Genomic DNA, 18,255 nt, shown 5'->3' on the forward strand with positions numbered 1-18,255 from the left:
GAACCACGCTTTTCCCATTCTTCGACAAAGGCTGTGCAATCAAAGCCTCAGCGGCCCGACAAACGGTTCAACCCCCGCCCTACGGGTATCGCGGAAATGAGAAGTAACGCGCTTCTCTTCGCCGTATCCGCCCGACACCGGCCACCGGTGCACCGGGCGGAACCAGCGATTCGGGGGTGAAGACGTATGGACATGGGTCAGGGCCTGATGGACGCCTGGCAGGCGATTGTGGGTTTCGTGCCGTCGCTGCTGGGCTTCCTGGTGATCCTCGTACTGGGCTGGATCATCGCCTGGTTCGTGGGCAAGGCCGTCGCCAAGGGCCTGCACAGCGTCGGACTGGACCGCGCGCTGCACCGGGGGGGTGTGGCCGAGTACTTCGAGCGCAGCCGCTGGACCGCCAGTGAGCTGGGCGGGAAGATCATCTACTACGTCGGCCTGTTGTTCGTCCTGACGATGGCGTTCAACGTCTTCGGGCCGAACCCGGTCAGCACACTGCTCAGCGACGTCATCGCGTGGATCCCGCACGGCATCGTGGCCCTCGTGATCCTCGTGGTGACGGCCATGATCGCCAAGGCCGTCCGGGATCTCGTCAGCGGCGCCCTGGGTGGACTGTCCTACGGGCGCATCCTGGCCAACGTGGCCGCTGTGGCCATCCTGGCCCTCGGTGTCATCGCCGCGCTGAACCAGATGGGTGTGGCCGTGTCCGTCACCCTGCCGGTGCTGGTCGCGGTGCTGGCGACGGTCGGCGGCATCCTGGTCGTCGGTGTCGGCGGTGGTCTGATCAAGCCGATGCAGTCCCGCTGGTCGCGCTGGCTGGAAGCCGCCGAGCGCGAGACCGGGCGGATCGGTGACGAGACCAGCTACCAGGCCGGACGCGAGGCTGCGATGAGCCGTCCGGCCTCCGAGGCCGTCAGGGACGAGGAGGCGAGGGAGGGAGCCACCAGCCTGCCGGGTCAGGGCACCCGGGGCGGTGAGTCCACCCCGTAGCCGCCAGGCGCGAGTTCGCAGGACACAGAGAATCCCAGGACAGAGAGAGGGCGGGGCCGCGCGGCCTCGCCCTCGTCGTGTGCGTCGCCGGTGCGACGCCTGCGTCACAGGAACTCGGAGTCGCGCAGTTCCAACCGGGCGAGGTGCTCGATACGCCGCCACACCAGCACACCGATGGAGATCATCGGCAGGAAGGCCAGCCAGAAGACGATGCTTCCGGGCCCGGTGAACACCATCGACGCGAGTGCGACGACGAAGATCAGTGCGAAAAGCGCGAAGTCGACGCGATCCTGCTGGATCAGGACGCCGACCGGTGGGCGCGCCGCCCCATGCCGACCGCTCCTCATTCGCATTCCTTTCTCGCGGCTCTTCGGGCCGCTCCGCCAGTACGGTGACCGGGAACCGCTGGACCCTGATAACACCGTGAATGCCAGGTTGCATTCCGCAGGCCGCTGGTTCCGTCCAGGCGAACCGGGCCGGGGGCGACCGCCGTGGGTTCACCGGCACGTTTCAGCGTACGCCCAGCAACGGCTTTTCGCCGGAGAACCGACAGGGCGACGAGCGCGGGAGGTCCCGCGTCATAGATCACACCCGCCTACGGACGTCACCAACCTAGCGGACGAAACCGCGGTCCTTCGCCAGCCGGCAGATCGCGAGAATACGGAGGGTCTCCCAGTCGTAGTCGGCGTCCTCGGAGTCCCAGCCGCGCTCGAGGCAGCCGTCGAGGAAACCGTGGAGGTACGTTCCGAGAGTGTCGGCGGTGAGTTCGGCGCCGCCGGAGACGATGCCTTCGCACACCTGCGCGGCGTGCTGGTCCAGCTCAGCGCTCATCCAGGGCTCTACCGGACCCTCGAGGGGGCCGATCTTGTGGAAGTCACGGGTGAGTCCGGCCAGCGGATGGCGCACGGAGGTCCCACGGGGCATGGAAGTACCTACTCGCGTGGTCAGGAGACGGGGAACTCCATCGACTCTATGTGCGCCGGACCAATGGATCGTAACGAATGTGTTGGAAATTACCCGCCCTTGACCAAGCCGGGCCAAGTTCTGGTCAAACACCCGTCAGGCACGAAACCCGGGCAGTAAGCCCTATTCGGCCAACCCCATCGCGGTGAGCCGCGCGGCGTGGCCCTCGGTGAGGGAGGCGAACATCCGGCTGACCGCGGCGAGGTCGCCCAGTCCGGAGTCCCCCGCCTTCGCGGCCTTCTCCGCGACCTTCTTGTCCTTGGCCAGCAGCGCGGCCAGCTCGGGCCGGTCCACGGCCACCGCCTGCGCCTGGCTCAGCGCCTCACCGACCAGGCGGCGGGCCCACAGGGACAGGCGGCCGGCCAGTTTCGGGTTCTCCTCCAGGGCGGCGCGCACCTGGGCGGCGACGAACTCCGCCCGGTCGGTCTCGGCGAGCACGTCCTCGACCAGCGCGCGGGTGTCCGCGTCGGCCAGCTCGGCGACCTTGCGATAGAAGTCACCCGCGATGCCGTCACCGACGTAGGTCTTGACCAGGCTCTCCAGCCAGCTCTGCGGCTCGGTGCGCTCGTGCCAGGCGTCCAGCGGCTTGATGAAGGGCGCCATGGCCTCCTCCGGGTCCACCCCGAGCTCCACCAGGCGCCCACGGAGCGCCTGGTAGTGGTTCTGCTCGGTGGCGGCCAGACCGGCCAGCTGTCCCTTGGTCCGCAGCGAGGGCGCCAACCCGGCGTCGTCGGCGAGACGGAAGAAGGAACCGAGCTCGGCGTAGGCGAGCAGTCCGAGCAGATCGATCACGCCGGATTCGGCAGAGGGGCCTTTGGTCATGCCCGCCAGGGTATCGCCCGGCCTCTCCGGCACCCAACCGGGGACTAAACGCCCCCCGAGGGCGGTTGTACACGCTGGGAGCGGGTACGGTCACCGCCGTCCAGAGCACGGTGAACTGCAGGGTCCACAGCACAGGGAACTGCTATGTGCACCGGGCGAACCAGCAGCTAGACTCAGCGTGATGACCGGCGTGCATGATCGCGGCGCCGCGTCCCGCACCCCCGCGACGCGGGCCCTCCCGCGAACACGTTCCGGCGCCGCGGACGCGGGCGCCCAGCGATGTGCCAGCCGGACACCAGAACGTGTCCTCACGAGCAGTGCGGCGTGAGGGAGCAACGGCCCACGCGCCCAGCTACGCACCGCACACGACAAACCAGCGGATGGAACCGAGACATCGCGGCAAGGGTCACCCCCCGGGCCGCGCGGGTCCAGTCGGCAGCGCCACCACGGCTCCCTCGCCAAAGCGGGAACCGGGTGAGCCGCGCCCTCCGCGGCGGCCAGCAAGCCGCTCGCGACCGCACCCCGCCGCGGCCACGAACAACGCTGCGGCCCGCCTAGATGGAGGCTTGAGCCCTGAGCAGCACAGAAGTCAAGACAACACCCGGCACCACCTTTCGTGACCTGGGTGTCAGCCCCGAACTCTCCGACGCCCTCGAGGCCGAGGGGATCATCGCACCCTTCCCGATCCAGGAACTGGCTCTGCCGATCGCGCTGCACGGCAGCGACATCATCGGCCAGGCGCGCACCGGTACCGGCAAGACCCTCGCTTTCGGTCTTCCCCTTCTCCAGCGCGCCCAGGAGAAGCCCGGCACGTCCAAGCGGCCGCGCGCCCTGGTCGTGGTTCCCACCCGTGAGCTGGCCATCCAGGTGGCCGCCGACCTGACCACCGCGAGCAAGCGCAGCGGCGGCCGGATCCTGACCGTCTACGGCGGCCGCTCCTACGAGCCCCAGATCAACGGGCTCAAGGAGGGCGTCGACGTCGTCGTCGGCACCCCGGGCCGTCTGCTGGACCTGGAGAACCAGAAGCACCTGCGTCTGGACGAGGTCGCGGCCGTGGTCCTGGACGAGGCCGACAAGATGCTCGACCTGGGTTTCCTCCCCGACATCGAGCGCATCCTCACCAAGATCCCCACCGAGCGCCAGGTGATGCTCTTCTCGGCCACCATGCCGAGCGAGATCGTCACGCTCTCGCGCAACTACCTGCGTCAGCCCACGCACGTGCGGGCCGGCGACGACAACGAGATCGACGGTTCGGCCATCACGAAGCGGATCGCCCAGCACGCGTTCCGCACGCACCAGATGGACAAGCCCGAGATGCTGGCCCGGCTCCTGCAGTCCAAGGACCACGGCCAGAGCATGGTGTTCTGCCAGACCAAGCGGGCGTGCGACCGGGTCGCCGGTGAGCTCAACGACCGCGGTTTCGCCGCCGCGGCCGTCCACGGCGACCTGGGCCAGAGCCAGCGCGAACGCGCCCTGCGCGCCTTCCGCAACGGCAAGATCAACATCCTGGTCGCCACCGACGTGGCCGCCCGCGGCCTGGACGTCGACGACGTGACCCACGTGGTCAACTACGAGACGCCCGAGGACGAGAAGACCTACACGCACCGCATCGGCCGTACCGGTCGCGCGGGGCGCACGGGCACCGCGGTCACGTTCGTGGACTGGCAGGAGATGCCGCGCTGGAAGCTGATCAACGGCGCGCTCGAGCTGGACTGCGCCGAGCCGGAGGAGACCTACTCCACCTCGCCGCACTTCTTCGAGGCCCTGGGCATCCCCAAGGGGACCAAGGGCAGGCTGGCCGCCGACAAGCGCGGTGAGTTCGCCGGTCTGGAGGCCGAGGAGGTCGAGGACATCGGCGACACCGGTCAGGCGCGCGGCGGCGACCGCGGCGGCCGCCGGGGTCGTGGCGACCGCAAGGAGCCGGGCGGCCGACGCAGCACCGGCACCAGCAGTGGCAGCGGTGGCAGCGGTGGCGGCGCCGGAGGCGGTCGCAACCGCTCACGCCGACGCACCCGCAACGGCGAGGGCTCGGCCCCGGCCGAGAGTTCGGCGGCCAAGACCACGGTCAAGGCCGACGCTCCCGCCGGCGGCCCCGAGAAGTCCGCTGACGGAGACGGCGCCCGCAAGATCCGTCGTCGCCGCCGCACCCGCGGCGGAGTGCGCCGGGACCCCGAGAACACCTGACGACCCCCCGTATTCGACGTCGGGTGCTCCCGGGTCGGTACGCCGACCGACTAGGGTGGCCCGACGTGAGTACACCTGAGTTCCTCGATCTGCCGCCGGGTGTGCGGCGCACGGACCTGCGTCTTTCGTACGGTCCGGTAGCCGCACTCCGGGCTCTGCCCACCTCCGGCGGCACGGAGTTGACCCCTGCTGTCCTGGTGCACGGTTTCACCGGCAGCAAGGAGGATTTCATCGCCCTCCTCCAGAGCCTGGCCCAGGCCGGGCGGGAGGTGGTGGCGATCGACCTGCCCGGCACCTACCGTTCGCCGGGCCCCGAGACCCTCACCCCGCCACCGGGGGTGGAGCTTCCCGACTACCGCCTCTCCTCGCTCGGAGGGGTGGTCTCCGAGGTCCTGGACCAGGTCGGTGACGGCGGCCCCGTGCACCTGGTGGGACACTCCTTCGGCGGTCTGGTGTCCCGCGAGGCGGCACTGACCGAGTACTCCCCGCTGGCCTCCCTCACCCTGATGTGCTCCGGCCCCGGCTCGTTGAGCGGGCCGGGTGCGGTCCGGGCGCGCAACCTCATCGCCGCGCTCTCGATGAACCCCACCGCCGAACGCCTCCAGGAGCTGTGGGACGAACGCTTCGAGGCCGAGGCCCGCGGCCGTTCGCCCAAGCCCGAGGTCGTGGGCTTCCTCCGCGACCGGTTCCTGAGCAGCAGCGCCCTGGCCCTGATCCGCATGGCCGAGGACCTGCTGGGCGCACTGGACCGCATCGACGAACTGGCCGAGGTGGACGCGCCCAAGCTGGTGCTCTACGGCGAGAACGACGACGCCTGGCCGCTGGCCGAGCAGGACGAGATGGCCGCGCGCCTGGACGCCAGGCGCCTGGTGATCCCCGGCGCCGGCCACTCCCCCAACGTCGAGGCCCCCGAGACCACCTGCAGCGCGCTGACCTCCTTCTGGAACGAGACGGAGTCCGTCGGCCGCCGCTGACCGATCCCGTACGCAACGGTGCCGCCGCCCCGAGAGGGACGGCGGCACCGTTGTGTACGGCTCGGGGTCAGACCCAGGAGTCGAAGTTGCGGCCTTCGGCCTCCACCGAGGTGGACGGGCCGCGGTCCGGGAAGATCCGGGTGTCCGGCGGCAGCGACAGCAGGTTCTCGCCGATGGAGGCGAGCTGCGTCGTGTAGTCGATGTAGGTGTTGCCGACCATGCCGGGCTCGCCCTTGCGGAGGGTGTCGCCGCTGAACACGGCGCCGAGCTGGCTCACGTAGAAACCGACGGTTCCGCTGGTGGTGCCGGGCAGCGCCAGGACGTCGATGTGCAGATCACCGATGTCCAGGGCGCCCTCGCCCTCCACGTCGATCTCGGGGCGGTGCTCCGCTCCGTGGATGCGGCGCCAGGCCCGCATCTCGCGGGGGTGCAGGGCGATGTCCGCCTCGGTCTCCTGGGCGATGGCCAGGGCCGCGCCGATGTGCGTGCTGTAGGCGTTGGTGCAGGCCACCAGGTAGACCTCGCGGTCGCCGACGGCCTCCATGATCGCCTCGGCGTCGTGGGCGGGGTCGATGATCACGACGCCGTCCTTGTCGGCCTCGATGATCCAGGTGTTGTTGATGACGTCGAACTTCTCGCCGTCGAACTCGAAGGTCCCGGCGGTGCGGACGCGGATGATGCCGTCGGAGTCGGGGCCGGTGACACCGACCTCCTCGGCCTCGTCGGCCTCGTCCTCGACCTCGGCCTTGGCCGCCTTCCGGGTCTCGGCCTCATCGGCCTCATCGGCCTCGGTGACGCCGTCGGAGTCCTCGTCCTTCCCGGACTCCGCCTCGGCCCCGGTGGCCTTGTCCTCGGCGGTCTCCTCGCCCTCGGCGGTGTCCTCGGAGGCGACCGCGTCGTCCTCGGTCTCCTCCGTGGTGTCCTCCGCGACCTCCGCAGCGGAATCGGTGGCCTCCTGGCCGTCCTGCTTCTTCGACTTCCGCTTCCAGAACACGGCGTCAGACCTTTCGTCCAGGTATGGGTAGTAAAACGTTGCGACTATTCTCGCGTCCCCGCGCAGTGGTCCGTACCGTACCGAACACCGGGGGTCCGTCGCTCCCTCACCCCTTCAGCAGGGGCGCCCCCGTCGCCGGGGCGACGAGCTCCTCGAAGGCCTCCGGAGCGGTCGTCCGGCACCCCAGCCGGTGCCCGGTCAGGGCCCCGTGGTCGTCGCTGGAGCCGGTCACCACCACGCCCAGGTCGGCGGCGGTCCCGCGCCAGAACTTCCTCTGCGGCCGGTTGTGCGACGGGTGGTCGGCCTCGATACCGCCCAGGCCGGCCGCGACCATCCGCTCCGCCAGCTCCACGGGGACGGCGCCGTTGGTGGCGCCCTCGGAGCGTGCGGGGTGCGCCAGTGAGCAGACCCCGCCCGCGGCACGGACCAGCTCCACGGCGCGGACCGGGTCGATCGCGTACCGCGACACGTAGGCGGGGCCGCCGGAGCCGATCCACCTGTCGAAGGCGTCCTGGACGTCCTTGGCGGCCCCCGCCTCCACCACGGCCCGGGCCAGGTGGGGCCGGCCGATGGTGTTGGCGTCGGCGTACTCGTCCACCCCCGCACCGGCGATCTCCAGGACCCGTTCCCAGGTCACGCCCACGCCGTGGTCCTGGAGCTTGCGGACCATCTCCTCGGCCCGGGAGGCGCGGTCGGAGCGGACCCTGCGGAGTTCGGCGTCCAGTCCCGGGGAGGCCGGATCGAACAGGTAGGAGACCAGGTGGACGCTGGACCCCTCGTACGCACAGGACAGCTCCATCCCGGGGACCAGGGTGAAACCGGACGGCAGCTGTCTGGAGGCCTCCTCGATCCCGCCGACCGTGTCGTGGTCGGTCAGGGCGAGTACGTCGAGTCCGGCGGCGACCGCGTACGCGATGACCTCGGCTGGGGCGTCGGTCCCGTCGGAGACCGAGCTGTGGGAGTGCAGGTCGATACGTGTCACCGGGCGATTGTACGCAGGTGAAGGCGCTCCCGTGCAGACCGGGTGGCGGGGCGGACCGGGCGGGGCCGGTTCAGTCCTCTTCGTCCCGGGGCGCCAGGACCTGGTTCAGGAAAGGGCTGGGTGCTCCGAACGGGGGTTCCAGGGCGACGCCGCCGTCACGCAGGTCGCGCAGGTCCCGCAGGGAGTTGATCTCGCACATCAGCATGCCGGTGTCCGGGGAGGCGAAGACCAGCCACAGCCAGTGGGCGAGCGCCTCACCGGCGTAGGCAGCCCTGTCCTTGCCGACGTCCAGGTTCCACAGGGCCATCTCGTGCCCGTCGAACCGCACCTTGGCGTCGGGCGGGCCGGAGTCGAACCCGTTGCCGGGGTCGGGGCCCTCCAGCCCGGCGATGCGCGCGCCGAGTCCGATGCCCGGGTCCTCCGCGACGATGACGGCCTCGCCGACACCGCCGAGGGGGTTCGGCCCGGACAGGGCCACGGCCACGGCCAGGGTTCCGCTGCGTTCGTCCCCGACCTCGGAGAAGCCGGTGACCACCCACCCCGTCGGCAGCGGCCACGGTATCCACACCGGGACCTCGGCCTGCGGCAGGACGGTGTCGAGCGTGGCCGTACTCGGGGCGCGTACCCCCTGAAGGGGCGCTACCGGTCCGTGGGCGTCACACTGCCACGCGCTGGTCCACAGCCCCGGGGGCTGGGCCGCGCGCCCGCAACGTGGACACGAGGGCTCGGATTTCATGTTCTACGGGTCTACCCGAGAGGCATTCGGCGAAAACGCAGAATGGGCGGGGTGCGATGGCACCCCGCCCACTCACGGGTCCGTCAGGGCCGCGCGGCCCCGTCCGGATGTCCTACTGCGACTGGCGCTTCTTGTTCGCGGTGATCCGGCCGCGCTCCTTCTGGTCCAGGATGACCTTGCGGATGCGCACGTTCTCGGGGGTCACCTCGACGCACTCGTCCTCGCGGCAGAACTCCAGGGCCTGCTCGAGGGAGAGCTTGCGCGGCGGCACCAGGCGGACGAGCTCGTCGCCGGTGGCCGAACGCATGTTGGTGAGCTTCTTCTCCTTGGTGATGTTGACGTCCATGTCGTCGGCGCGCGAGTTCTCGCCGACGATCATGCCCTCGTACACCTCGGTGGTCGGCTCGACGAACAGCGTGCCGCGCTCCTGGAGGTTGAACATCGCGAACGCGACGGCCACACCGGCGCGGTCGGCGACCAGGGAGCCGTTCGGACGCGAGCGGATGTCACCGAACCAGGGCTCGAACTTCTCGAACACGTGGTTGGCGATACCGGTGCCGCGGGTCTCGGTGAGGAACTCGGTACGGAAGCCGATGAGTCCGCGGGAGGGCACCAGCCAGTCCATGCGCACCCAGCCGGTGCCGTGGTTGACCATGTTCTCCATGCGGCCCTTGCGGACGCTGAGCAGCTGGGTGATGGCACCCATGTACTCCTCGGGGGCGTCCACGGTGAGGCGCTCGACCGGCTCGTGCACCTTGCCGTCGACGATGCGGGTGACCACCTGCGGCTTGCCGACGGTCAGCTCGTAGCCCTCGCGGCGCATCTGCTCGACCAGGATGGCCAGCGCGAGCTCACCGCGGCCCTGGACCTCCCAGGTGTCGGGGCGCTCGGTGGGCAGCACGCGCAGGGAGACGTTGCCGACGAGCTCCTTCTCCAGGCGGTCCTTGACCAGGCGGGCCGTGACCTTGGAGCCCTTCACCTTGCCGACCAGCGGCGAGTTGTTGGTGCCGATGGTCATGGAGATGGCGGGCTCGTCCACCTTGATGAGCGGCAGAGCGACCGGGTTCTCGGGGTCGGCGAGGGTCTCGCCGATCATGATGTCCTCGATACCGGCGATGGCCGCGATGTCACCGGGGCCGGCCTTCTCCGCGGGCTTGCGCTCCAGGCCCTCGGTCATGAGCAGCTCGGTGATCTTGACCTGCTGGATGCTGCCGTCGGTACGGATCCACGCGACCTGCTGGCCCTTGCGGAGCTCGCCCTCCTGGACCCGGACCAGGGCCAGACGGCCGAGGAACGGGGAGGCGTCGAGGTTGGTGACGTGGGCCTGGAGCGACGCGCCCGGGGTGTACACCGGGGCCGGGATGGTGTCCAGGATCGTGCTGAACAGCGGAACGAGGTTGTCGTTCTCGGGCACGGTGCCGTTGGCGGGGCGCTCCAGGGAGGCCTTGCCGTCACGGGCGCACGTGTAGACGATCGGGAACTCGATCTGCGACTCGTCGGCGTCCAGGTCCATGAACAGCTCGTAGGTGTCGTCCACGACCTCGGCGATCCGGCTGTCGGGCCGGTCGACCTTGTTGATGACGAGGATGACGGGGAGCTTGGCCTGGAGGGCCTTGCGGAGCACGAAGCGGGTCTGCGGGAGCGGGCCCTCGCTGGCGTCGACGAGCAGGACGACACCGTCGACCATCGACAGGCCGCGCTCGACCTCACCGCCGAAGTCGGCGTGGCCGGGGGTGTCGATGATGTTGATGACCACGTCCTCGCCCTCGGGCGTGGTGTAGTGCACCGCCGTGTTCTTCGCGAGAATGGTGATGCCCTTCTCGCGCTCCAGGTCGTTGGAGTCCATCACACGGTCGTTGACGTCCTGGTTCTCTCGGAAGACACCGGACTGCCAGAGCATGGCGTCAACGAGGGTCGTCTTGCCGTGGTCGACGTGAGCCACGATGGCGACGTTGCGCAGGTCACTGCGGCGTGCGGAGCCCTCGACGGGCGTAGCGCTGGACATGCTTAAGTCTCGATCTCCTGTACTGGGTAGAGACCGCAGAGTGCCACGGCCCGTTGCCAGTTTATGCGGTCATAGTGGTCTGGTTGGGAAACGTACAGGTCACCCCGGTTAGTTTCGTCACCCCGAAGGCGCTGTGAACAGGGCTCCCCGTGTTTCCCGAAACCCGCCTCAGGCGGGACTCTCGTGCGTTCTGAGCAAGGGTTCGAGCGCTCCCAGAAAAGGGACGTCGGCCGGCAGCCAGTCCAGTTCCCGCAGGTTGTCGGGGGTGACCCAACGGACCGCCAGGTGTTCCAGGGCGCGGGGCCGGCCGGACACGAGCTCGGCCCTCAGCAGGCGCAGTACGACCGGTCGGACGAGCCGGGCGGCGACCTCGGGCAGGGGGACGTCGTCCCCGATCTGTTCGAGGGGCCGAACGGTCACGCCCAGTTCCTCCCGGCACTCGCGGACGAGCGCGTCGGCGGAGGTCTCCCCCGGTTCGGTCTTGCCGCCGGGGAACTCCCACCGGCCGCGCACGGCCCGGGGTTCGGCGCGCTGGGCGGCGAGGACGTGTCCGTCCCGGATGATGGCGGCGCCCACCACGATCAGAGTCTGTCGCACGAGAACCCAGCCTAGGCGGAGATTCCGGGGGGACGAACCCCGGATACCGGTGGGGTGAACCCCGGGTGCCGGTCCGTTCGGGCCGGCACCCGGGGCGCCGCCGCTCTCCGGGGGGAGTGGAAAGAGCGCCGGCTTCCGGGTTGGTCTCAGAAATCACCCGTTGGAAGATTCTCGCCAGGAAGAACAAGGTGACTGACCGAGAGCCTATGCACAGGTGAGGTCCCGTGGGGTGGAATCGGTGAAGGTTCCCGCACTTTCCGGGTCCCGAAACGGGCGCTCCGTGCACTTGGGAACAATCAGGCGGGGCCTGCGGCGCGGGGGCCGTCGGAGGGTCCGGGGCGGGATTCCGCGAGGGGTCGGCGCAACCGGTGGGCGAGGGCGGTGTGCCGGCGCCCCGACGTGGCGTTGCGGACCGCCTGGGCCAGGGCCCTGCGGGAGCCGACCAGAACGACCAGCTTCTTCGCCCTGGTGATCGCGGTGTAGAGCAGGTTGCGCTGCAGCATCATCCAGGCCGATGTGGTGACCGGGACGACCACCGCGGGGTACTCGCTGCCCTGGGAGCGGTGCACGGTGATGGCGTAGGCGTGGGTGAGCTCGTCGAGTTCGGCGAAGTCGTAGCTGATCTCCTCGTCCTCGTCGGTGCGCACGGACACCTCCTGGGCCACCTGGTCGATGCCGGTGACCACCCCGAGGGTGCCGTTGAAGACCCCGTTCTCACCCTTGTCGTAGTTGTTGCGGATCTGGGTGACCTTGTCCCCGACCCGGAAGACGCGGCCGCCGAACCTGCGCTCGGGGATCTGGTCGCCGGGCGGGGTCACCGCCTCCTGGAGCGCTGAGTTGAGGTTGGCAGCCCCGGCGGGGCCGCCCTTCATCGGGGTGAGGACCTGGACGTCGCGGCGCGGGTCGAGCCCGAAGCGGCGGGGGATGCGCCGGGCGACCACGTCCACGGTCATCCGGGCGGCGTCCTCGGCCTCGTCGCAGGGGAAGAGGAAGAAGTCGGACAGCCCCTGGAGCTGGAGCGGCTCCCCCTGGTTGACCCGGTGCGCGTTGGTGACCACGCCGGACTGCTGGGCCTGGCGGAACACGTGGGTCAGCCGCACGTTGGGGATGGGCGAGCCCTCGTCCAGCAGGTCGCGCAGGACCTGCCCGGCCCCCACGGACGGCAGCTGGTCGACGTCGCCGACGAACAGCAGGTGCGCCCCGGGCGGGACCGCCTTGACCAGCTTGTTGGCGAGGATCAGGTCGAGCATGGAGGCCTCGTCGACCACGAGGAGGTCGCAGTCGAGCGGGTTGTCCCGGTCGTGCGCGGCCTCGCCGCCCGGGCGGAGTTCGAGGAGGCGGTGCACGGTGGAGGCCTCGAAGCCGGTGAGCTCGGTGAGGCGCTTGGCCGCGCGACCGGTGGGGGCGGCCAGGATGATCTTCGCGTCCTTGACCATCGCCATGGTGACGATGGAGGCGACCGTGAAGGACTTGCCGCAGCCGGGGCCGCCGGTGAGCACGCACACCTTCTGGGACAGGGCCTCACGGACCGCCCGCTGCTGGGCCTCGGCGAGCGAGGAGCCGGTGCGCCGGTCGAGCCACTCCAGGGCGGCGGGCCAGTCGACGTCGGCGAAGGCGGGCATGCGCTCCTCGGGGGTCTCCAGCAGGGAGCGCAGGCCCGCGGCCAGGCCCAGTTCGGCGCGGTGGAAGGGGAGCAGGTAGACCGCCCGGACCAGTTCCCCCTCGGGCCCCGGGACGGTCTCCCGGGCGACCCCCTCGGCGGCGACCAGTTCGGCCAGGCACTCGATGACCAGGCCCGCCTCCACCTGGAGGATCTTCACGGCGGCCGAGATGAGCCGCTCCTCGGGCAGGTAGCAGTGACCGTCGTTGCCGGACTCCGAGAGGGTGAACTGGATACCCGCCATGACCCGCTGAGGGCTGTCGTGCGGGATGCCGACCGCCTGGGCGATGGTGTCGGCGGTCTTGAAGCCGATCCCCCACACCTCCGAGGCCAGCCGGTAGGGCTCCTTCTGGACCACCTCGACGGAGGCGTCCCCGTACCGCTTGTAGATGCGCACCGCCAGCGAGGTGGTGACCTGGACGCCCTGGAGGAAGACCATGACCTCCTTGATGGCCTTCTGCTCCTCCCAGGCGTCGGCGATGAGCTTGGTGCGCTTGGGGCCCAGGCCGGGGACCTCGACGAGCCGCCCGGGTTCCTCCTCGATGACCTCCAGGGCGTCGGTGCCGAAGTACTCGACGATCCGCTCGGCCATCTTGGGGCCGATGCCCTTGATCAGCCCGGAGCCGAGGTAGCGGCGGATGCCCTGCACCGTGGCCGGCAACACGGTGGTGTAGTCGTCCACGTGGAACTGGCGGCCGTACTGGGGGTGTGAGCCCCAGCGGCCGCGCAGGCGCAGCGCCTCGCCCGGCTGGACGCCCAGCAGGGAGCCGACCACCGTGAGCAGGTCGCTGCCGCCGCGCCCGGTGTCGACCTTGGCGACGGTGTAGCCGGTCTCCTCGTTGGCGTAGGTGACCCGTTCCAGGACGCCCTGGACCACCGCACCCTTGGGCGCGTCGGGCTTCGAGGGGCCGGATGGGGTGGGCACGGTGTACCGCCGTCCTCTCTCAGCTCTCCGCGCCGGTCTCGGCCGGGAGCTCCGGGGTGTCCTCCCCCAGGACCGCCAGCACCCGGTCCCGGTCCGCCCTGCGCAGGCTGCGGGCGACCAGGACGTAGGAGTGCCTGAGCATCTCCACCAGCTCGTCGTCGGGCACGGAGCCGTCCAGCAGCACCGAGTTCCAGTGCCGCTTGTTCATGTGCCAGCCGGGGGTGACGGCCGGGAACTGCCCGCGCAGCTCCAGCGCGAGCTCGGGGTCGCACTTGAGGTTCACGGTGGCGGACTCCCCCTCCGCGCCCCCGGTGAGCAGGGCGAACATCTTCTGCCGCGCCACCTTGTAGACCAGCGGTCCCGGGCCGAAGGGTTCGCTCTCCTCCGCCTCGGGAAACCACAGGGCCGCGTCGATGAACTGTTCCGGTGTCATACCTCTCCCCCGCCCGCGTCACCGCTACCGGTGCCGGCTTCGAGCGTGCCAGAAGACACCGACCTTCGGGAGCCCCGCCCTTCAACCTGTGGACGGCTCCCCCCGCCCGAGCGCCTCCAGTTCCCGGACCCGTGCCTCGGTGCGGGCCAGCGCGGGCAGCAGGTCGACCAGGCCCAGAACCCGCTCGTCGGGGTCGGTCCGGGCCTCGATCTCCGCCCGGCGGAGGCTGTGCCGCGCCAGTTCACGGGCCAGCTCCCACTCCTGCCCGAGCAGCGCCGCCGGGTCCGGGGAGGCGTCGACCGCCCGCTGAGTCCTGAGCAGGAGTCCGCGGGCGACCGGATCGAGCGCCGCGGGGGCCAGGCAGCGCCTCGCGTACTTGCGCAGCACCGCGCCGGGGGCGCGGTCCCTTCTGGCCCGGCGGAAGCGCTCGACCCTGCCCAGGAGCACGGCCTCGCCCACGAGGACGAGCAGAACCATGGCCATCATCTGCGCACCGAACCACCCGAAATACCATTCGATCACGAGCGGAACGGCCGCCAGCAGCGTTATCGCGGTCAGGAGCGCGAGCCGGACGGAGGTCGGCAGCGGGTCTGCCCACCGGAACGCCCGCACACCCGACCTCAGCTGCTGCTCGGCCGCGCGGGCCTCCGCCAGCTCCTCCGGGGCCAGCTCGGACGAGTACGTGAGCCGGCCGCCCCCGCTCTCCGCGCCGTCCTCGGGCGCGGTCGCCAGCCGGTGGACCTCCCTCCCCCGATCGGTGAGCACGAGGTCGCCGTTCCCGTCGTGGGCGGCCACGCCTTCACGGATGAGCACCTCGCCGACCGTCCCGTCCGGCACGAACGGGGCCAGCCGCCCCTGCCCGCCGGGGAGCGGGAAGGCCCCGCGAACCGCGCGCAGCAGCCAGGGGCTCAGGTCGACGGTGTGCCCGCCCTCCAGAACCAGCTTCACGCGGCTCCCCCGCCTTCGGCGGCCAGGCGCAGGGCGAGCTCCTGGGCTCTCACGAGGGCGTCGAGACCGTCGTCGGGCGGTCCGTGCCCGGCCGTCTCCGCGGCGATGCCCTCCAGTTCCCGGGCGGTGCGGCGCTCCCTCTCCTCGATCTCGGCGGCGCGCACGGTGGCCGCGTACCGTTCCAGGACCCGGACCCGCTCCGCGGTGCGGTCGACGTCCTCGGCCAGCGCCCTCCGGGCCCGGTCGGCGGCCTCGCGGCTGCGTGCGCCCTCGGCGGGCACGGAGGCGATCCGTTCACGGGTGCGGGTCTGACGCAGGAGGTCCTGGGCCAGCGACCACTCCGTGTCGGTGAGGACCACCCGGTTGCGCGCCGTGTCCAGGAGGAGTCCCTCACCGTGCAGGGGTGAGCCGAGCACGGCGTCCACGGAGCGCTGGGCGCGACCGAGCAGGTCCGCGGCGGGGGCGTCCAGGCGGTCACCGGTGACGTGGTGGTCGGCCAGGCCGGTGACGAGCCGTTCGGGGTCGTCCTCCGCTTCCTTGCGGAGCCTGCGCTCGCCGAGCAGGGAGGCGGTCCCCACGGCCGCGACCGAGACCGTGCCCACGGCCAGCCCCAGCGGCACCGTCATGCTCGGGACGACCGCCCACAGCAGGAGGCACCAGGCGGCCGTGTAGAGCGCCAGGGCCGCGGTCCCGGGGCCCTCGCGGTGTTCGACCGCCCAGGCGGGACGGCCGTCGGGGCGGCGTCCGTTGAGGGCCGAGGCCAGCCGACGGGTGGACTCGGGGCCCAGGGCCGGGTCGATCGTGGCGCGTCCCGGACCGGCTGGCTCTTCGGAGGTCTCAGGGGCTTCCGACGCCGTGAGCCGATCCCGGACCAGCATCCCCCGGGCGGTGAGGACCGGCAGGCCCGTGGTCTCGGGGGCGACGAGGCCCCAGCGGATCAGGTCGGCCTCGGTCGTGGCGGTCAGCAGGCTGGGACGCCAGGCGTCCGTGCTGCCGGGGAACAGGGTGGCCTGTTCGAGAGAGCGGATCATCGCGGGGGTCAGGTGGACGGTCTCCCCGGAGGGGAGCGTGAGCTTCATGGGGGTCCTCACAGCCGCTGCCAACGGGGACTTTATATCACCCTTAACGTCCGTTTTCCGGGGTCTCGGAAACAGAACGGCGGACGCGGGAACGGTGTGAACGGGAGGTCTGTGGATAAGATCCGGCACGACCCTCCCCCACTGCCGGTTGGAGTGCCCATGAAGGCGCGCGGTGTACGCAGACTCGCCCCGCTGGAGCCGGGGGACCCCGGCGAGATCGGGGGGCACCGGCTGCGGGGCCGGGTGGGGTCGGGCGGTATGGGCACGGTCTACGCCGCCGACTCGCCCGGGGTGAACGGCTACCTGGCGGTGAAGGTGGTGCACCCGGAGCAGGCCGGCGACCAACGGTTCCGGGATCGGTTCGCGCACGAGGCGCGCCTGCTCGCGAAGGTCAACAGCCCCTCGGTGGCGCGGTTCGTACGCGCGGACGTGGGCGCCGAACTCCCGTGGATGATCACCGAGTACGTGCCCGGCCCGACCCTGCGCCACCATGTGGAGCGGTTCGGCCGGATGCGCGGAGGCATGCTGCTCGGGGTGGCGGTGGGCGTGGCCGAGGCCCTCCGGGGGATCCACTCTGCGGGGGTGGTGCACCGCGACCTCAAACCGAGCAACGTGGTGCTGTCCGGGCAGGGCCCGAAACTGCTGGACTTCGGAATCGCGCACGCCGTCGAGGACCCCGACCCCACGAAGTGGATCAGGCTGCGCCGGATGCGGCGGGCCTACCGGGACCTCAGGCTGCCCTCTCCGGACGCCCTGCCCGACGAGCGCCCCGCGCAGCAGCGCGACAAGCTGGGCACCCCGGGGTGGATCAGCCCCGAGCAGTACCAGCGCCAGCCCACCACACAGAGGTCCGACGTGTTCCTGTGGGGCGCCACGGTCGCCTTCGCCTCGGTGGCGCACGACCCGTTCGGGACGGCCGCGCCCAAGGAGATGGCCCGGCGGGTCATGTTCGAGGAGCCCGACCTCCAGCACCTGCCGAAGGGGCTGGAGGAGCTGGTGGAGGCGGCGATGAGCAAGGACCCCGACGACCGGCCCGACTCCGGGGAGCTGCTCCCCGCCCTCCTGGCCCTGGAGGGGCCGCGGGGCGGTGTCCGCTCCCCCTCGGAGCCGCCGGAGGGCACCGGGGCCCGGGCCGTACGCGGCCTGCTGGAGCGCCAGTGGACCAAGGTGGCGGTGCGGCCGCCCCTGCCCCCGAAGGAGGGCGGCCTCTTCGGCCGCGCCTCCGGGGGAGAGGATCAGAGCAGGCCGTAGTAGGCGCGGCTCTCCTTGGACCACATGAAGCCCAGCATCGTGGCGGCGAAGCCGAGCGGCACGATCGCGAGGAGCTCGCCGGAGAGCAGGCTCCACAGCAGGATGCCGCCGGCCGCCCCCTGGAACAGCATGGTGCCCCAGAAGACACCCACCGTGCGGCTGCGCAGGCGGGTGGCGATGAAGACGGACAGTGCGCCGTACAGCCCGGTCACCAGGGCCAGGGAGGCCATCATCGAGCGCATCATGTCGGCGTCGATGGCCAGGGCGACGCCCTGCTCGGCTGCGATCGCGGCCTGCTCGTCCAGGGCCTCGTTCATCGCGTCGGTCGGCGCGGCCAGGCCCATGACGAAGAGCAGGGCGAGCAGGATCCCGCTGACACCGCCGATGTACATCAGCGTGCGGACCGTGGAGACCCGCTTGGGCATGGGCGCGTCGGGGCGCAGCGCCTCGTAGTGGGGAGCGTTGAAGTCGGGCATTCCCCGCGGTGAGGGAACCCCGCCCTGTCCCGCGTCGGGGTCGTACGGGTCCTGGCCAGAGGGAAACACGGACGTCCTCCGAGGGGTTCGAGCCGACTGTCCCCTCCATGGTAGGGGCGCACGGCCGTGGCGGCGCGGGCCCGCGCACCCGTTCGCGAGAACCCGGTCCGAAAAAAGTTACACAGGGCGACCGAAATCCGCCCCTGGAGACCCTGAGCGACACGCGGGCGACGAAAACC

At 70.9% G+C, this 18,255-nt stretch carries 17 protein-coding genes; 4 read left to right on the forward strand and 13 right to left on the reverse strand.

Going from position 1 to position 18,255, the window contains the following annotated elements:
• Positions 1–186 precede the first annotated feature (186 nt).
• Positions 187–987: a mechanosensitive ion channel family protein gene (locus tag D458_RS0102840; RefSeq protein WP_017585212.1), complete on the forward strand. Its 801-nt coding sequence runs from the start codon at positions 187–189 to the stop codon at positions 985–987.
• Between the two features lie 104 nt (positions 988–1,091).
• Here D458_RS0102840 and D458_RS0102845 read toward each other — a convergent pair whose 3' ends face one another.
• From D458_RS0102845 to D458_RS0102855, 3 genes are all read right to left on the reverse strand, one after another.
• Positions 1,092–1,334 carry a hypothetical protein gene (locus D458_RS0102845; protein WP_017585213.1) on the reverse strand — a complete coding sequence of 81 codons (243 nt, stop codon included), beginning with the start codon at positions 1,332–1,334 and terminating at the stop codon, positions 1,092–1,094.
• Positions 1,335–1,599: 265 nt separating this feature from the next.
• Positions 1,600–1,911, reverse strand: a complete 312-nt coding sequence (locus D458_RS0102850) for a DUF6401 family natural product biosynthesis protein (protein WP_017585214.1) — start codon at positions 1,909–1,911, stop codon at positions 1,600–1,602.
• Between the two features lie 162 nt (positions 1,912–2,073).
• Positions 2,074–2,772, reverse strand: coding sequence for a ferritin-like fold-containing protein (locus tag D458_RS0102855; protein ID WP_026118933.1), 699 nt, complete (start codon positions 2,770–2,772; stop codon positions 2,074–2,076).
• Positions 2,773–3,438: 666 nt separating this feature from the next.
• Here D458_RS0102855 and D458_RS0102860 point away from each other — a divergent pair.
• A complete protein-coding gene (locus tag D458_RS0102860) occupies positions 3,439–4,956 on the forward strand; it encodes a DEAD/DEAH box helicase (protein WP_193374590.1) in 1,518 nt (505 codons plus the stop codon).
• Between the two features lie 65 nt (positions 4,957–5,021).
• The gene (locus D458_RS0102865) at positions 5,022–5,930 is read left to right on the forward strand and encodes an alpha/beta fold hydrolase (protein ID WP_026118935.1); all 909 of its coding nucleotides are present in this window, start codon (positions 5,022–5,024) and stop codon (positions 5,928–5,930) included.
• A 67-nt stretch (positions 5,931–5,997) separates the two neighbouring features.
• Here the strand turns inward: D458_RS0102865 and D458_RS0102870 are convergent, their stop codons facing one another.
• The 9 genes from D458_RS0102870 to D458_RS0102910 all read right to left on the reverse strand — a co-directional run bounded on the left by D458_RS0102870 (position 5,998) and on the right by D458_RS0102910 (position 16,289).
• Positions 5,998–6,924, reverse strand: coding sequence for an MBL fold metallo-hydrolase (locus D458_RS0102870; RefSeq protein WP_017585218.1), 927 nt, complete (start codon positions 6,922–6,924; stop codon positions 5,998–6,000).
• A 106-nt stretch (positions 6,925–7,030) separates the two neighbouring features.
• Complete coding sequence (locus D458_RS0102875) at positions 7,031–7,906, reverse strand: PHP domain-containing protein (RefSeq protein WP_017585219.1); 876 nt, start codon at positions 7,904–7,906, stop codon at positions 7,031–7,033.
• A gap of 70 nt (positions 7,907–7,976) precedes the next feature.
• Positions 7,977–8,642: a DUF6758 family protein gene (locus D458_RS0102880; protein WP_051049558.1), complete on the reverse strand. Its 666-nt coding sequence runs from the start codon at positions 8,640–8,642 to the stop codon at positions 7,977–7,979.
• Positions 8,643–8,754: 112 nt separating this feature from the next.
• Positions 8,755–10,647, reverse strand: a complete 1,893-nt coding sequence (typA, locus tag D458_RS0102885) for a translational GTPase TypA (RefSeq protein ID WP_017585221.1) — start codon at positions 10,645–10,647, stop codon at positions 8,755–8,757.
• A gap of 168 nt (positions 10,648–10,815) precedes the next feature.
• On the reverse strand, positions 10,816–11,244 hold the full coding sequence (locus D458_RS0102890; protein WP_017585222.1) for a (deoxy)nucleoside triphosphate pyrophosphohydrolase: 429 nt from the start codon (positions 11,242–11,244) through the stop codon (positions 10,816–10,818).
• Positions 11,245–11,540: 296 nt separating this feature from the next.
• Positions 11,541–13,829, reverse strand: a complete 2,289-nt coding sequence (gene recD2, locus D458_RS0102895) for an SF1B family DNA helicase RecD2 (protein ID WP_017585223.1) — start codon at positions 13,827–13,829, stop codon at positions 11,541–11,543.
• A 19-nt stretch (positions 13,830–13,848) separates the two neighbouring features.
• Positions 13,849–14,262 carry an MmcQ/YjbR family DNA-binding protein gene (locus D458_RS0102900; RefSeq protein ID WP_017585224.1) on the reverse strand — a complete coding sequence of 138 codons (414 nt, stop codon included), beginning with the start codon at positions 14,260–14,262 and terminating at the stop codon, positions 13,849–13,851.
• Between the two features lie 81 nt (positions 14,263–14,343).
• A complete protein-coding gene (locus D458_RS32820) occupies positions 14,344–15,210 on the reverse strand; it encodes a hypothetical protein (RefSeq protein WP_017585225.1) in 867 nt (288 codons plus the stop codon).
• On the reverse strand, positions 15,207–16,289 hold the full coding sequence (locus D458_RS0102910) for a hypothetical protein (protein ID WP_017585226.1): 1,083 nt from the start codon (positions 16,287–16,289) through the stop codon (positions 15,207–15,209). The genes D458_RS32820 and D458_RS0102910 overlap by 4 nt, the downstream gene beginning before the upstream one ends.
• Before the next feature lie 159 nt (positions 16,290–16,448).
• Here D458_RS0102910 and D458_RS0102915 point away from each other — a divergent pair, with 159 nt between their 5' ends.
• On the forward strand, positions 16,449–17,540 hold the full coding sequence (locus tag D458_RS0102915; RefSeq protein WP_017585227.1) for a serine/threonine-protein kinase: 1,092 nt from the start codon (positions 16,449–16,451) through the stop codon (positions 17,538–17,540).
• Here the strand turns inward: D458_RS0102915 and D458_RS0102920 are convergent.
• Positions 17,525–18,016, reverse strand: a complete 492-nt coding sequence (locus D458_RS0102920) for a hypothetical protein (protein WP_017585228.1) — start codon at positions 18,014–18,016, stop codon at positions 17,525–17,527. The genes D458_RS0102915 and D458_RS0102920 overlap by 16 nt on opposite strands.
• Between the last annotated feature and the right edge of the window lie 239 nt (positions 18,017–18,255).

This window comes from Nocardiopsis ganjiahuensis DSM 45031 (assembly GCF_000341085.1).
Classification (GTDB): domain Bacteria; phylum Actinomycetota; class Actinomycetes; order Streptosporangiales; family Streptosporangiaceae; genus Nocardiopsis; species Nocardiopsis ganjiahuensis.